Annotated in this window: 13 protein-coding genes; 2 read left to right on the top strand and 11 right to left on the bottom strand. The window is 40.9% G+C overall.

Features of this window, described 5'->3' with window-relative positions; all coding sequences use genetic code 11:
* Positions 1-21: 21 nt before the first annotated feature.
* Positions 22-1,119, bottom strand: coding sequence for a hypothetical protein (locus tag H6779_05245; GenBank protein USN87773.1), 1,098 nt, complete (start codon positions 1,117-1,119; stop codon positions 22-24).
* Positions 1,120-1,265: 146 nt separating this feature from the next.
* Between H6779_05245 and H6779_05240 the strand changes: the two genes are divergently transcribed.
* Positions 1,266-3,062 (top strand): SLC13 family permease, encoded by a 1,797-nt coding sequence (locus tag H6779_05240; protein ID USN87772.1) that lies wholly within the window; start codon positions 1,266-1,268, stop codon positions 3,060-3,062.
* A gap of 291 nt (positions 3,063-3,353) precedes the next feature.
* Here the strand turns inward: H6779_05240 and H6779_05235 are convergent, their stop codons facing one another.
* The 10 genes from H6779_05235 to H6779_05190 all read right to left on the bottom strand — a co-directional run bounded on the left by H6779_05235 (position 3,354) and on the right by H6779_05190 (position 12,433).
* On the bottom strand, positions 3,354-3,686 hold the full coding sequence (locus tag H6779_05235; GenBank protein USN87771.1) for a hypothetical protein: 333 nt from the start codon (positions 3,684-3,686) through the stop codon (positions 3,354-3,356).
* A gap of 76 nt (positions 3,687-3,762) precedes the next feature.
* Positions 3,763-4,818 carry a trypsin-like peptidase domain-containing protein gene (locus tag H6779_05230; protein USN88304.1) on the bottom strand — a complete coding sequence of 352 codons (1,056 nt, stop codon included), beginning with the start codon at positions 4,816-4,818 and terminating at the stop codon, positions 3,763-3,765.
* A 188-nt stretch (positions 4,819-5,006) separates the two neighbouring features.
* Complete coding sequence (locus H6779_05225) at positions 5,007-6,014, bottom strand: beta-galactosidase (protein ID USN87770.1); 1,008 nt, start codon at positions 6,012-6,014, stop codon at positions 5,007-5,009.
* Between the two features lie 7 nt (positions 6,015-6,021).
* Positions 6,022-6,954 (bottom strand): hypothetical protein, encoded by a 933-nt coding sequence (locus H6779_05220; GenBank protein ID USN87769.1) that lies wholly within the window; start codon positions 6,952-6,954, stop codon positions 6,022-6,024.
* A gap of 4 nt (positions 6,955-6,958) precedes the next feature.
* Entirely contained in the window at positions 6,959-8,188 is a 1,230-nt protein-coding gene (locus H6779_05215) for a glycoside hydrolase family 1 protein (GenBank protein USN87768.1), read from the bottom strand.
* A gap of 67 nt (positions 8,189-8,255) precedes the next feature.
* Positions 8,256-8,663, bottom strand: coding sequence for a hypothetical protein (locus H6779_05210; GenBank protein USN87767.1), 408 nt, complete (start codon positions 8,661-8,663; stop codon positions 8,256-8,258).
* A 71-nt stretch (positions 8,664-8,734) separates the two neighbouring features.
* On the bottom strand, positions 8,735-9,460 hold the full coding sequence (locus H6779_05205; GenBank protein USN87766.1) for a ribonuclease H-like domain-containing protein: 726 nt from the start codon (positions 9,458-9,460) through the stop codon (positions 8,735-8,737).
* A 5-nt stretch (positions 9,461-9,465) separates the two neighbouring features.
* Positions 9,466-10,239: a hypothetical protein gene (locus H6779_05200; GenBank protein ID USN87765.1), complete on the bottom strand. Its 774-nt coding sequence runs from the start codon at positions 10,237-10,239 to the stop codon at positions 9,466-9,468.
* 29 nt (positions 10,240-10,268) lie between these two features.
* Positions 10,269-11,618 (bottom strand): ATP-grasp domain-containing protein, encoded by a 1,350-nt coding sequence (locus H6779_05195; protein ID USN87764.1) that lies wholly within the window; start codon positions 11,616-11,618, stop codon positions 10,269-10,271.
* A 128-nt stretch (positions 11,619-11,746) separates the two neighbouring features.
* Entirely contained in the window at positions 11,747-12,433 is a 687-nt protein-coding gene (locus tag H6779_05190) for a thioredoxin domain-containing protein (protein ID USN87763.1), read from the bottom strand.
* A 107-nt stretch (positions 12,434-12,540) separates the two neighbouring features.
* Here H6779_05190 and H6779_05185 point away from each other — a divergent pair, with 107 nt between their 5' ends.
* On the top strand, positions 12,541-15,183 hold the full coding sequence (locus H6779_05185) for an HAD-IC family P-type ATPase (GenBank protein ID USN87762.1): 2,643 nt from the start codon (positions 12,541-12,543) through the stop codon (positions 15,181-15,183).
* Positions 15,184-15,555 lie beyond the last annotated feature (372 nt).

The following is a 15,555-nucleotide window of genomic DNA, read 5'->3' as shown; positions in this document are numbered from 1 at the left end:
AGCTTATGATTACTCTCTAGATTAATTACGCAACAGACGATATAACTGAACACTAACAGAGCCCACTGTCATCAAAAGCACAGCAAGCAATACTATGAAACCGACAACCGGTATATAGACAAAGGCATGAATAGAAAATACACCTAATACAATAAATGGTATCGAAACCTCGCCGGTCTTCGTAAGGGGTCTGGTGATAAATGAACCGGTAATAATACCAGCAAGCACAAAACTAACGACTAGTAGGGTCAAATATATAAACATGAGTGCTATACCAAGCAGTAAACCAAGGGTGCTAAACACCAGAATCATGGCCACCATCGGGACAGCAAATACCACACTTAAGCCAACCAATATGTTGCGTAAGGCGTGTTGTTGCGAGTTGAGCACCACTCTCTGAATAAAGCTCTTGAAGAATAGATACAATACTAGAGCAGCAAAGGTAGTAATTAAAAAAGGAATTAAAACATCACGAGCGACGCTTTTTTCCTCAAATACCGGATCGCTTCGCACAATACTGCCGGTCACATGGGAATTTTGGGATCTAACTATCTCGGTAACGCTAACATACTTTATACTTTCGCCGATATCAGCCTTGTCTCCCAGAACTAAACCTTTGGTGGTCACATCTATCCCTTGACCAACCTCGGCATCAATGCGAAGTTTTTCATTGTAACCAAGTACACTACCACCAACCACCCCCGCTATATCGGCACTACCACCAAAGAAAAGAATGTCGCCGCCAATCTTAGCTTCTGGTAACACCTTAAGGGACTTAGCGATTACCACCAAATCACCCTTAATTTCACCATCCACCATAACCTCACCAGCCACAATTCTAGCATCATCACTAATAAGACCATGTACATTCACCTGTCCAGCCAAAGCAGCTAAATCAGCACCAACATTTCCGTTTATAGACAAATCACCAGTCAAAACTAAGAGATCCTCGGTCACCGTACCAGAAACAGCAACATTGTCACTCATGCCATAAAAATCACCCTCAACAATCTGATCAGGTGACAATGAAACCAGTTCCCCAGTTCTCATGACAGAAGAGCCCCAAGCAACAGCCGGCAACAAGAGCAGGACAAAAGCAAATATTAGTAAACGTTTCATAATTGGCTAATAATTTAGGTTATTTATCAATACACAATATCTTACGAATAATGGACAAAAAAACCCTAAATGAATGTTATAGTTTATCTGTAATTATAATGTCGCATACTATAACATACATTTACTAATTTTTCTATATCACCTATATGACACCTGCCATTTTGACCGTTTTTCCGCAAGCCTTAGCTTTAATTATTCTAGCCGGTGCCGTAGCACTTTTTTTACAAAACCGCATCCGGTACGATATTGTAGCCATCCTTATAATGCTCGCGATTATTGCCAGCGGTGTTCTAGGCTATGAAGAAGTATTCGCTAATTTTGGTCATCCGGCCATCATCATTATCGCGGCCATGTTTGTCATTAGCGAAGCTTTTATTCGCTCCGGGATTATTGACGCACTCACCAGACGAATGACCTGGTTTTACACCAGACCAATGATTGGTTTGGCTCTACTTATAATATTCGTTACTTTTTTATCTGCTTTTATAAATAATGCCGGTGCTTTAGCTATTACTATACCAATAGCTATTTATTTAGCTAAAAAAAGCAATAAATCAATTGCTCTTTTCCTGCTGCCACTTGCCTTTGCCTCTCACTTAGGTGGATTCACGACTTTAATTGGAACTCCGCGCAACATACTGATTTCAGATTTTAGAATTGATGCGATAGGTTCACCATTCGCTATGTTTGACTTTTTCTACGTGGGTGGAGCAGTGGCTTTAATTGGAGTTATCTTTCTTATCTTTATTTCTTGGCGGCTGATTCCGGTAAAGCAACGGGAAAATAATAATGACAACGATATTCTGCGTTTTTTTACAACCGAAGTTTCAGTTCCGAATGATTCTGACTTAATTGGCTTAGATGTTCACGAAGTAGAAGCACGCAGTCACCACAACCTAAAAGTTGTCGCTGTTTACCGACACGCTACTATGCTAGCTGACATTAACCAGACACAAATTATGGCCAATGACCATTTAATATTAAAAGGTGAACTGGAGGCCTTGACCGATCAAACCAGCCTCTTAAATCTAAATTTAGTGGGACTAAGAGCTAAAGAACGGTTTGTTACCAATGAAGATGACTACGCTACGATAGAAGTAATGGTGCCAACCTACTCAAAGATAATTGGTAGAACCTGGGACAGCATCCCGTTACCAAAGCGCTTTGGTACAAATTTTATCAGTCTCTATCGCCGAGAAGGTAGACTAGAAACACCGCTAGCGAGCACCACTTTTTGGCCAAATGATGTCCTACTATTACAAGGACGTATAGACTCAATTGAATCAACCATAGAATCTATGCAATTATTACAAATTGACCGCCAAGAAGAAGTAATACTGGGACGCGATACCTCGATTTTCACCACCTTAGCCGTTTCAACCACTGCTATTTTGATTGCCACCTTCAATATTATTCCATTACCAGTAATATTCTTAGTCGCTGCAGTATTGCTTATCCTTTTAAAAACTATTACTTTAAGACAAGCCTACGAAAGTATTGACCAAACAGTACTAATCCTACTAGCTGGAATGATTACTCTTGGAGACGCCCTTCTTAAAAGCGGAGCCGCTAAGGCCCTAGCGACCGGTCTCCTCAGCATCCACACCTTTGTCGGACCAATGATAATGCTGTTAATTGTTCTTATCATTGCTATGCTGCTCGCAGACTTCATGAATGCCACCGCTGCTGCAGTAGTAACAGCTCCAATAGCCATCTTGGTGGCACAAAGTATGCAAGTATCAGTTGACCCCTTCTTGATGGCAGTTGCTATCGGGTCTTCCTGCGCTTTTTTGACTCCGATTGGACACGAATCCAATACGATTGTAATGCGACCGGGAGGCTATACCTTTAATGACTATACAAGAGTCGGCTTACCACTTGAGATAATTATTGTGATTACCACTATACCAATGATAATGTATTTTTGGCCGTTTTATGTCTAAAAAAACTAAAAGAGTTGCTCTTAATTCTACAAGGTAGTTTGGATGTAATAATGTACTAATACTACAATTATTATCGCTAAAATGAGTAAGGTAGCAGATGTTATTAGAAATCTTTTCATATAGAAGCAGCGTTATATTCAATTGGCGTTTGCAATAACGAAATCAGGAGTAGCGCGAGCACAATCAATAACAAGGCCGAACCAAACAAAGCGACTCTTGGACGGGATAACTCCATTTGCCCACTGTACCAGTTACGGGTATATAAAAAAGAGAAAACAAACCGCCAGAAACTCATAATTTATTTTTAAGGTTTTTATACAAACCACCGGTAAAAGTCAGTATGACCAGACCGGTTAAGAAGACTAACCAAGGGTGATTAACCAAAATACTGTAGCGATGAAGTATATATTCGAAACCTAACGTAGTGATAACCGCGCCAGATAAAACCAACACTGAAAACAAAATCGGGTACCGCCTAAAAACTGTAAGGCGAATCGGCTCAACATAGCGATCTACATCAGTGACAGTCTTCTCTACACCAGACTCTAAAATATCGGCTGTTTGCAAAGCTTCCTTAGCCACAGTTTTAGACACTTGATTAAATTCCTTTTTGAGATTATCCATTGGCATAAAATTATCAGCGATACTTTATGCAGTATCGCTGATAATTATAACACCTTGACCAACAGAATCACTTGTATTAATTACCGTTTGGCATTTCTATTAACGTAACAGCTTTAGTTTCCTCTACTCCCTTATGAAGAATCGTAAGTTTTATTGTGTCCCCTACCTGCTTGGACCGCAAGATAGTAGCCAAATCGCTATCACCCAACTTTTCTCCATCAATTGATAATATTATATCGTTTTCTACCAAACCAGCCTTGTCAGCCGGTGAGCCTGGCATAACCGCCAACTCATCTCGTGACTCACCCCTAGCAATCAAAGCACCATAATCAACAGTAATATTATTCTTTTTCTGGAGCTCTGGATCAATCATCACATAACGCACACCTAGAAACGGTCTCACAATCTTACCATGCTCCTTGACTGACTCTACTACCCCTTTCACCACGTGAGCCGGCAAAGCAAAACCGATGTTATCAGCCCCGCGTGAGGTAGCAACATTAACCCCAATCACATTACCATCTATATCCAAAAGCGGGCCTCCGGAATTACCGGGGTTGATAGCTGCGTCAGTTTGTATAACCTGATCTAGATTTTCACTCCTCCCACTACCGTCTGTAGCAGTGATCGAGCGAGCCAGCCCAGATACCACACCAACTGACACTGAATTTCTAAATTCAGCCAAAGCATTTCCAATAGCTACTACCCGCTGCCCGAGCTTAAGACTTTCAGAATCACCAAAGGAAAGAGAAGGTAAGACCACATCTTCAGGCAGATCAAGCACTTTTAATACAGCGATATCTAACTGTTGATCCCGAGCCAACACCTCCACATCGTAAGCTACTCCATCATTAGTTAAAATTGAATAACGCGCCTCTGGGTCATCTACCACATGCCGATTAGTGACAATCAAGCCGTTGTCGCTTACAACAAACCCTGAACCACCACCGACCTCCTTCTCTTCGGTACCCAACTCACGCGTTCGTGGTACAGAAAATCCTCCAAACAAACCCCAAGGATCAAACTGCTCATAATAGCGTTCATAAATCGGAACATCCTTAGTTACCACCACCGAAACCACAGCTGGATTTACGTGTTCTATCATCGAGATAATTTGCTCGTTCTCTGGCATATAAGAGTCGGTTATGTTTGATTGATCTACATCACCACTAACAACCTGCATACCAGTATTTGACCTAGATTCATACCCGATCAAAATCAGGGAGGTTACCAAACTACTAACTAAAATAGTAAGAAAGATTTGTCGTAATTGCATATATTTAAATTATTTAGCTTGTAACTTAGTTGTACGCAAGGTTTTTAATTTTCTTTCAGAAATAACTCCTGTCCTCGTTCCCACATTTCAGGACGTTTTTTGGTTTTAAGCCAATACCACCATTCTGCACCCCAAAGATATTGTTTATCAAATCTAGTAGATTCAGCATATTTTAAGATATCTTCAAATTTTTCTAAATCCATACGCGAAAACTGTGTTTCAATAGGAACATCAGAGATCGGTGCTACCAACCATGGCTCCACCGATAATTCAATCAAGAACGTTTGTTTTTCTCCATAAATCATAGCGTTCCAATTATTTTTGACTCGGTAAACCCAAGCTGGCTGCAAAGTCCGAAATTGACCAAGTTCAGGATTCCAAAAATGCACATAGACACTGGTGCCGAAAATATCGCCCCGCTTGTAAGCACCACTCCACATACCCAAGTTTCCACTATCAGTCACAATGACTTGTCTAGTCGGATCAAGTTCATGCACTAAGGCAATCTCTTCTTCTAAAAACCCGACATCAAGCTTGCCACAAAACTCATAAGCAAATAACTCCAAAAAGGGTTCGTTTTCAACCTGCCAGTACTTTATGGTCGGGTCGTCTTTATATCTTTCTATTACTTGCCTCATGTATTCCAGCTGTTCGGCATTTCTTTCTTCAAGATCAAGCGGCTTCGCCCAATTTGGTACATGACACTCTGGCCAGCGTGGCAACCGTCGTCCAACCGCTAAAATAACATCGGCTCCTACTTCCTTTGCTCTAGCTAACTGATAATCCAGTTCGGTAAAGTTATATTCACCCCTAATCGGTTCCACCATCGGCCAGTGGGCTGCCAACCGCAGATGTCTAACCCCTAAGTCGTCTAAAATCGCATCATATGTTTCCTGCCAATCAAGACCGAGCTCTTTCGCATAAAGAACATTAAACGACATACCATAAGTAATGGTTTCAGGCTTCTTTTCGTAAGACAGGAAGAGCGTAAGTAACGCCAAAAAGGAAACAATGAACACTAAGATGAGAGCTGCTTTTTTAAACCAATACATAACCTATCTATAAAAACAAAATGAAATAACCAACAGTAATCACCATGACATACAACACCTGACGAAACACTCTTCGCGGCCGAGTATCAACCTTGACACAGGTTTGTGGCATGAGTGAACCAAAGAATAAGGTAATGAGTAAAATAAAGACAAACTTAAGCCCATCCAGAGCCTGCACCACCGTCACATCACCGAGATCTGTGGCTTTTAGAAGTAAAAAAGCAGCAATACCGGCTAAAATTTTAGCGAATATGATTAAGAAGCCAGTTTTTGGACTAGTTCCTTTCGTGTGCTCCTTAACCTTTTCGTAATAGACCGGTACCAAAAGTAGTGATAGAGCAAATAATACGAGAGCAACTCTAGACCAAAAGAAACCATCATCAAAGCTTGTTTCCAGAAAAAGCCCCTTCATGGCGATGAAATGTAGAGCAAAAAACAGACCACTGTGAAAAACAATTAAGATAGTGCTCTGCTTGGGCATGCTTTGGGTAACCAAAGAAGTACCAAGAGCCAATACCAATACACCCCACATAAAATTAGGAGATAAACCCGTACCCAAAAACAGATAGCTCATAGCAAAAGTCATAAGGGCCGACACTGCACCAACTACCGGCATTACATTAACTGCTTCATTTTGTTTTAAAGCATCGTAAAGCGACACCAGAGCCATAAAGAACGTATAGGCCGCTAAAGTCGACATCCCGACCACTTGTATGGTTGGTTTTTGGATATTTTCAAAAGTCGGTATACCCATAGCAGTCAAAACCGGAATGTAGCCGGCAAAAAACACCAAAAGCCAAGAACCGGTCAAAAGACAGGAATAAAAAGCGTACACAAACGGACGCGGTAAAGCCTTTTCATCTGACACTATGTATTTGTCCAAAAAGGCTACAATGGCGTTGATAAATTGCCCAATAGTAGCCAACAATATCCATGACATGACTTTATTCTACCACCCCATTTTCCTCACAGATTTTCTTATACACGTAGGCGGATGGTCGGATTTTTCTCTCTAGCGTATCGTAATTAACTTCAACAAGACCAAATCTTTTTCCAAAGCCCAGCGCCCACTCGTAATTATCTAAGAGTGACCAATATAAATGACCACGAACATCTACCTCTTCTTGAATGGCTTGCCAAGTAGCTGCTACTTGCTTTGTTATATACTCCTCTCGACCTGAATCAGACGCATCGGCCAACCCAGCTTCAGAAATAAACAATGGCTTATTGTATCGACTAAGCATAATCAAAGCATCATAAATCCTTTCCGGTGCAAAATTCCAATCCATATCTGTCTTTCGCCATTGTCTTTTATCTCCAAATTGAGTATAAAAATAATAATTCAAACCTATGGAATCGCAGTGTTTATATACACGCTTCATAAACTTGTGCGTCCAAATATAATTAGCGAATTTAGCTGCCAGTTTATTAAAAGGATTCCAATTAGCGTCAAAAACTATAACGTGCTTAACAACACTAACTTCAGTTTGTGGCGAAGTTTTTTTTATCTCTTGATAAGCCAGATTGTGTGCATCAGCCAAGTTTTTCATCACTTTAAAATACAAAAACAAAGGTTTAATACCTTTACTGGCTTTAGCTTCATGCTGGCGACCCGAATTGGTTATCGCCACCATATCAGTCAGAGAGAAACGTTTAAAAGGTGGCCAGGAACCTCTAAGCCAACCATTACTACCAAAAACATTTGGCTCATTCATGGTTGAAAAGTGTCCACAAAGATCACCAAGACCTGATACTACAAAGGCTGAATAACGAGCAAATATTTCAGGGGCATCCTTACGCTCAAAACCCCCTGATTCAGAAAACCAAAGCGGTAAAGTAAAGTGCCACAGAGTAATAAACGGTTTAATTCCACGCTTATGCAGCGCTTCCAAAACCTTCCGGTAATGCAGGATAGTTTCTTCATTAAATTTTCCTTCTTCCGGCTCAATCCTCGCCCATTCAACTGAAAAACGATGAGCGGTATGACCCAGTTCTTTAGCAATATCAAAGTCCTCTTCATAGCGATGATAATGATCACAAGCTCTGCCACAGACCGGTACCCTACCTTCTTTGGCAGCTTTAGACCAATCAACATTTTCAATTCCACCTTCAACCTGAAAAGCGGAAGTAGCCGCGCCCCAATAAAATCCTTCGGGAAATTTTTTTTCAGCCATAGTAGAATAAGTATAACAAAAAGCTGTATGAGTTAACACACAGCTTTCTCAAACAGGCAGTTAAAAATTAAATGAGCTCAAGCCCAGGAAAATCTGATTTATGATCGTGGACCTCCAAATAACTGAGACAAGTCTCGACAACTCTTATCTTAAACGAACATTCTAGATTAAAAGTGTTAACCGCCACAAACCTAATGTCTTGTTTTGGTATACGAGCAGCAAAATATTTGCCAATTATCTCCTTTCGATACATCATACTAGTTTTTCTATCTACAAAATAAACCCAGTATGATTCATCATTATTTTCAACTTCGAAGATACACCACTTGTGCTGAAAGCGCCATAAAATTAAAATCCATTTGGGCCAAGCAGTCGGATCACCCGTTATCTTTATTCCATACTGCTCAGAAACTTCGTCACGATCAACTACTTCCCACCATGGCCTGAAAAAATTTGTAATTTTGGAAAAGAACATATTTACCCCCCACCATTAATGTAATGTTCTATAAATATAAGTAAGCTAATTAAATAAAACCACAATATTACTCAAAAATCAATCTTTTCCTCAGTATCAAACCGCAGGTAATCGTGCCATTTTTCGTAAAGAGCAGTAGTTGCTACTACATCGCGGGCGTTGTATAGAGCGATGTCGCGGAACTTTTTTCCCAGAAAAAGTTCCGCGACATCATCACCGCTCACCTCTGCCTTTGGACTATCTATCCCATAAGCACGACAGAAAAGATGCAAACTTGGCCGACGATACATCGCCCCAAAAAAAGTTAGCTCATCCTGCAGATCAACATGTCGACAACTTTTTTGCTGATTTGGATATCGTCCCTCCATTAAATTTTTAGTCGGCTTAACGCTATGCACCACTGAACGATGTAGCAAAAAAGGAACATCAAACGAACGGCCGTTGAAAGTAACGAAAGTATCATAATGTTTAGCTCCATCCCAAAATTCACTAATCATCTCACTCTCAGTTCGTTGTTTGTAGACATAGCCATCAATTTCTTCATCAATTTCTTCGCCTGATCCAGTGTAGTAGACCACCCCTTGCCGTCTCTCCAAATCATAAAGGCCAATCGCTACCACAAAGCCCGTCAAAGGTGAAAAGCCCAGCCCTGACTTAATATCCTTAAGCATTAGTTCTTTTTCTTCAGTCGTGCGACTGGTCTTATCCAGCCAGTGTGTTAAAACGGATTTAGTTGTTTCATCTAAGCCACTCCAGTTCTCTCCCACTGTTTCAATATCAAAAATAAGGGTAGGCATGTTTATTATAGATTAACCGGCACACCAGCAAAACAACCTAGCACACTAGTACGTTCCGATGATAAGTAATACCGGTACTGACCACCTACACCAAGGCCACCACAACGATCGGCTTTAACTGTCTCATTTAAACCATAAATTGGAAACCCATCAAGAGCATAGCCGATTAGTGAATCAGCACCAAAAATAGAGTACAAATTCTGCTCGTTGTTTCTTATCAACGACCCATCAAGAGCTACACCAACCACGTCAGTTGATATACAACTGGGAGCAGATTGTGCTGTAGATCTAAGAGGTAGCTGTAAAACCATCTCACCATTAAGCTGATTTCCTGAAGTAGCTATATCATTATGACGATACAAGATGCGCGCTCCTTCGACCACCTCAAATGACAAACCTTGTGGTGTCCAAAGTGGCGCTGCAGTATGATAATTTGCACATAAAAGCGGCTCGTTCTCATCAGCAACCTCATCCTCCAAATCCACATTGTCTATTAGCGGCAAATCAGTTGAAGTCTCCAAGGTAGCTGATATGGCGGATGCCACCTGCTGACTAACTCCATTTTCAGCCAATTTCTCTCGCATGTGAGCCAAATTTTCGGCACGATTTAATTCTGAAAATGCATCAACCGTTGCTGAATAGATAGTCTCCTCTACACCATCTTCAAACAACTTTACCGGTTCCTGATTAGTCTCATCATCCTTCGCTGTAATTAAAATCGCCAACACCAAAAATCCGGCCGACAGTAGAAACAGCAAAAAATCACGAGTGCGCATCATACTTACCACCATCTTACCAGATATAGGTACTATTGTTTAGCGGCTTCCCCACCTTTCTTGCGCGAAGAGACTTTTATCTCCACTAATTGTTCTACTCGTCTGATATCAGACAGAAGTTTAGACCGGTCAGCATTATGCAAGATAAGATTAAAGACAGAACGCCCACCATTTCTAGCAAAAACCGCTCGATCACCGATTTTCTTATTTACATCTATACTATGGAATGATTGTAATTGCTCAATCTTCTTAATGCCTTTCATTTCGGTTATTTTACCCTCTTCACTGGCAAACCACTTCATGGCACAGGCATAACTGTTGCATTTTTTAGAAACGGTCACTTTCTGCGGAATTCTAGTTAAGATATCATTTAGAGAGTGGTCAATATTACAGGTCAAACTGTGTAGCAGATGTCTAAAACCGCCCATACGAGCCCCAATCTCCACCACCTTCCATTCATCATCAATTTTCATCAACTCAGTGTGAGTCATAGTGTTTCTAAGTCCCAGTGCGTGGATAGCTTTTTTGGTAACCAATTCGGCTTTTTCAATCGTCTCTTTTTTGAACACCGGTGGAGTAATCTGAAGATAGCCATAAAAATCATCGTGTCCAATTTTTTTACCAGTCACAACCTTAACCAACGGGCAATGCTCAATACCACCTCGAGGACCAACATAAGAGTCAACTGAATACATATCGCCGTCCATATATTCTTCAGCAATAAGTTTTGGCTCCTCCACTCGCTTATCCAAAGCGTAGGCTTTTCGTAACTTTTTGAAGGTGGTGCGTAAAGATTTTTCTAAATCCTCCTCGTGGTAACAAATGGACACCAAAAGACTACCGGCCATGTTAGTCGGCTTAATCATCATAGGAAAACCGATACTCTTAACTATTCGTTCTCGCTCTTTCTTGGTGTTGTTTTTTACCAAGGTAAACTTAGGGTTAATTTTGGGATCAAAAATTTGTAACCGCTTTCGCATCATGTACTTATCACTGGCCCAACGCAATGATTCTGTGGTTGGCGTAGATAGGTAAGGTACATGAGGTATAACCTCAGCAAATCTAGCTATACTCTGTTCTTGTCTGCAAGTTATAGCCAGGAGTTCGTCCTGATAAGGCAAAAGGGCCTTGGCTATTTCGTCCGATTTTCCTAAGTCACAGCTTAAACTTAGATCTAGATCCTTAATCACCTCGAGCCTTTCCGGCAATCCCCTAACCCTTGAATCCCAAAGCAGCATTACCCTAAATTTGCTACCGGCTACTTTTTCGTATTCACGTATACTCTTGATTGTTCCCGGCGGGATACTCATAACGTACACCAAAATATTTTTTTCTGGTTTTGACTTTGGTGACGTATCGTCTTGAATGTTTTCTTCTTGCATAAAGTTTAGATATAAATAATCTAAAATCTTATCTTCGCCGTTAATAAATTTTGAATAAACAGCATACTACATTTTTTGTCAGATAATTTTAAAAGAACAAAAATGAACAAAAATCAAGTCTTGACAAATTAATTGGTATTTTCAGGTAAATTCGGTAGATTTAATTCAAATTGCACCTCTGGATTAGCGGCATTGGATATTTGTTGATAAAGCTGATTGACCGCTTCTCCGGTGGTCATATTAGGACCAAATACCACCCTTTCACCATTAATAAAGAAAGTTGGTGTTCCAGTGATCCCAAGCTCATGTCCTTCCTTAACATCATTTGCAATTTTGTCCACCAACAGCGACGACTTCATCTGACGCTTAAATGTGTCTATATCTAAACCAAGCTCTTCAGCATATTTGATAAACATTGATGTGGGATTACCACTGGTCGACCAGATTGACTGGTTTTCGAACAAAAGATCATGGTATTCGTAAAACTTACCTTGCTGTCCAGCAGCTTCGGCTGCCCTAGCGGCCGCCTCAGCAAATCCATGCATTGGTAAAGGGAAATGCTTGTACTCAAAGACGACGTCTTCCTGAACATTACTTAAAACCTCTTTAATGATTGGGTGCCAAGCGCCACAGGCCGGGCACTGAAAATCGCTGTATTCGACCAGTCTTACCGATGCCTCTGGATTACCTTTAGTGTAGACCTTGGTAGCATCGACTCCTTCATTATTTTTTTCTCCATTACTGCCAGAATACAAGAATAAACCTCCTACTAATACTAATACAATTACTCCAATTATTACCCACGGATTTTTCATATAGCCATAATTGTAGCATATAAGGACTACACCAAACGAGAAAACCACATATAGTACTAAAATAAAGTACTTATTATTGGTTTTTTTGTTAAACTAAGATCATGGCTATGAACCAGTTAATAAACCCTTGGGTAAAAGACAGTACACAACTAGCCAAGGAGCTAAGTACCGACCAAACCCTTGGCTTAACCAGCCAAAAAGCCGAAGACCGCCTATCTCTATATGGGGATAATATTTTTACCGACGATAATACTCGTGGGGCTCTTAAGATTTTTTTTCACCAATTTAATAATGCCCTGATAATCGTCTTGTTAATAGCGGTGGCCCTAACCGTTACCCTGAACGAATGGGCAGACGCGCTGGTTATATCTTTTGCAATTGTAGTAAATACTATTTTGGGATTTTTTCAGGAATACAAAGCCGAACGGGCTATTGCTGATTTAAAATCATATATTTTGGACCGAGCCAGAGTAATTAGAGACGGAAAAGAAAGCGAGGTTGACGCCAGACTCTTAGTGCCTGGTGACCTAATACATATTACCCGAGGAACCCGTATCACAGCTGACGCCCGCATTATTAAGGAAAACGGTCTGACCGTAGACGAATCGCTACTAACTGGCGAATCTATACCAGAAGCCAAATCAATTGAAACAATCTCAGAAACCACTTTACTGGCCGACCGGACAAACATGATCTACGCTGGAACCTTGGCGGTTGTTGGTTCAGCTTATGCTATTGTTACCGCGACCGGTAACCAAACCGAGATCGGTAAATTGGCCAAACTGGTAGCCACCACCGTAACCGAAAAGACTCCACTCCAAATAGCGATGGAAAAACTAACCAAGGTGATTGTGGTAGTTATTTTAGCGGTAGTATTGCTGGTTTTTATCCTCGGCCTGCTTCAGGAACAACCAGTTATTGACATGCTCCTGATATCAATAGCGATCATCGTTGGAGCCGTCCCAGAATCCTTACCGATTGGCCTTACGGCCGTTTTAGCCATTGGTGTTGAACAAATTGCCAAAAAACGCGGCATCATGCGCAGCCTAACCGCCGCCGAGACCCTAGGCTCAACCACCCTAATCATGACCGACAAGACCGGCACCTTAACTCAAGCTAAGATGGAGCTGGTTGATATTATCGGTCAGGAGGATCTGGTAGCAAAACCTATATTCACCGGTACCAGAGAGAGATACTCAGAAAATCAGAAAGAGTTGCTGACCCTAGCTCTATGTAGCACTGATGTAGTTATCGAGGACGAAGATCTACACCCCAAAGACTGGGTAATAACGGGATCAATTTTAGAGAAAAACATCGTCCAGAGTGCCGCGATGCACGGGATCAGATTTAAACAGAAGGAAAAAAGTGAAATAAAAGTCGTTATACCGTTTAGTTCAAAATACAAGTTTTCTGTAAATAGCATATCCACCCACTTTCTCCCAAAGAATTTTAAAAATATACAAAATCCGCACGTAATCTTAGGAGCACCAGACGTCTTGTTAAATCATTCCAGTCTAGACAGTGACGAACATCAAAAAACCAGCGAGGTGATTGAACAGCTTAGCCAAAACGGGCGCCGTGTCCTGGGAATTGGACTAATGTCACCCAAAGATACTGATTCAGAAATTACACCAAAAGACGTTACCGACGTTACCTTTGTTGGAGTAGTGTGTTTTTACGACCCAATCAGACCAGAAGTCTTGGACGCCTTGAAGAAGATTGATTCATACGGAGTTAAAGTAGTTATGGCCACCGGAGACCTGCCCGGCACCGCCCTTAGTGTAGCCAAGGACTTAAATTGGGAAGTTGGAGAGCATAGTATCTTGACTGGTAGTCAAGTAAAACAAATGAACGACGAAGAACTGACTGCTGCCCTTGATCACGTAAAGATCTTTGCTCGAGTAGCGCCGGAGGACAAACTTCGCATTACCAAACTCTACCAAGCCCGTTGCGAAATTGTTGCCATGACCGGCGACGGTGTAAACGATACACCATCACTTAAAGCCGCCAACATCGGGATTGCGGTCGGTTCCGGCAGTGACGTGGCCAAAAGTACAGCTGACCTAGTCTTACTTGATGACAACTTCAAAACCATTGTTGCTACGATAGAAGAAGGCAAAAGAATGCTCCAAAATATCCGTAAAATTTTTGTCTATCTTATGTCCAATTCCTTAGATGAGGTGTTCTTAATCGGCGGAGCCATTATTGCCGGCTTAGCCATGCCCTTGTCGGCCATTCAGATCATATGGGTCAACCTATTTACTGGTAGCATTCCATCCATTGCCTACGCTTTTGATAAACAGGCTGTAACTAAAGACAGGCCAAACAAAACCTTCTTTGACTCATCGGTTAAATTTTTAACCATCGGTGTTGGAGTTTTCACCTCCACCTTACTTTTCTTCTTATATGTCGCCTTACTGGACTTTGATGTTCCATTAGAGACCGCTCAAAATGTTATCTTTGCTTGTTTTGGTTCGTATATATTACTTATCGCTTTTTCTTTTAGAAATTTAGAACTACCGATTTATAAGTATTCACTAACTGAAAATAAAATACTGTTATTGGGAGTAATAGGAGGACTATCTCTGTTGATAATGACGCTATACATACCATTCTTCCAAAACATCTTTGATACCAGTGCTCTAACCTTACCTTGGTTATTATTTGTAATCGTGTGGATACTACTAAATGTAGTAATTGTGGAGATTGCAAAATGGTTCTCTTACACTTATTTAAAAACAAAAAGTTGAGGTTGACACGAGTGTTAATAGCTGGTTAAATGTGAAATGTCCAATTAATTCTTCTGAGGAGAAATAATTAATGAAACCAAAATTGTTCTTTATATTTGCACGCCCTTTCATGCAGATGGTGGTTATAGGATTATTACTAGGAACAGGCACCAGCGTAGTTTCTGAATCATTTCAGGCAGCGCTTGCGTTGTCATGCGGATTGATTATTGCACAAGGCATATTTATCCTTACGGTAAACCCCCCCTCGCATGCTATTAAGCTAATGATTTCGGGACAAGCCATATTAATTACCATTATGTTTCTAACTAACTGGATACACATTAACTATGGAGCAGTTAGCCCACAAACGGGTTTACTTATGTGCATGTCCCT

It is taken from the genome of Candidatus Nomurabacteria bacterium (genome assembly GCA_023898525.1).
In the GTDB taxonomy this organism is placed as follows: domain Bacteria; phylum Patescibacteriota; class Minisyncoccia; order Phycocordibacterales; family UBA918; genus OLB19.
Note: the sequence above shows the minus strand (reverse complement) of the source record. Positions and strands in the feature narration are given on the sequence as shown.

Coding starts and splice junctions, on each gene's coding strand:
- H6779_05220 (USN87769.1), bottom strand. CDS start 6,954: ATGTCATGGATATTGTTGGCTACTATTGGGCAATTTATCAACGCCATT.
- H6779_05225 (USN87770.1), bottom strand. CDS start 6,014: ATGTATTGGTTTAAAAAAGCAGCTCTCATCTTAGTGTTCATTGTTTCC.
- H6779_05215 (USN87768.1), bottom strand. CDS start 8,188: ATGGCTGAAAAAAAATTTCCCGAAGGATTTTATTGGGGCGCGGCTACT.
- H6779_05240 (USN87772.1), top strand. CDS start 1,266: ATGACACCTGCCATTTTGACCGTTTTTCCGCAAGCCTTAGCTTTAATT.
- H6779_05195 (USN87764.1), bottom strand. CDS start 11,618: ATGCAAGAAGAAAACATTCAAGACGATACGTCACCAAAGTCAAAACCA.
- H6779_05190 (USN87763.1), bottom strand. CDS start 12,433: ATGAAAAATCCGTGGGTAATAATTGGAGTAATTGTATTAGTATTAGTA.
- H6779_05185 (USN87762.1), top strand. CDS start 12,541: ATGAACCAGTTAATAAACCCTTGGGTAAAAGACAGTACACAACTAGCC.
- H6779_05245 (USN87773.1), bottom strand. CDS start 1,119: ATGAAACGTTTACTAATATTTGCTTTTGTCCTGCTCTTGTTGCCGGCT.
- H6779_05200 (USN87765.1), bottom strand. CDS start 10,239: ATGATGCGCACTCGTGATTTTTTGCTGTTTCTACTGTCGGCCGGATTT.
- H6779_05235 (USN87771.1), bottom strand. CDS start 3,686: ATGGATAATCTCAAAAAGGAATTTAATCAAGTGTCTAAAACTGTGGCT.
- H6779_05230 (USN88304.1), bottom strand. CDS start 4,818: ATGCCAGAGAACGAGCAAATTATCTCGATGATAGAACACGTAAATCCA.
- H6779_05210 (USN87767.1), bottom strand. CDS start 8,663: ATGTTCTTTTCCAAAATTACAAATTTTTTCAGGCCATGGTGGGAAGTA.
- H6779_05205 (USN87766.1), bottom strand. CDS start 9,460: ATGCCTACCCTTATTTTTGATATTGAAACAGTGGGAGAGAACTGGAGT.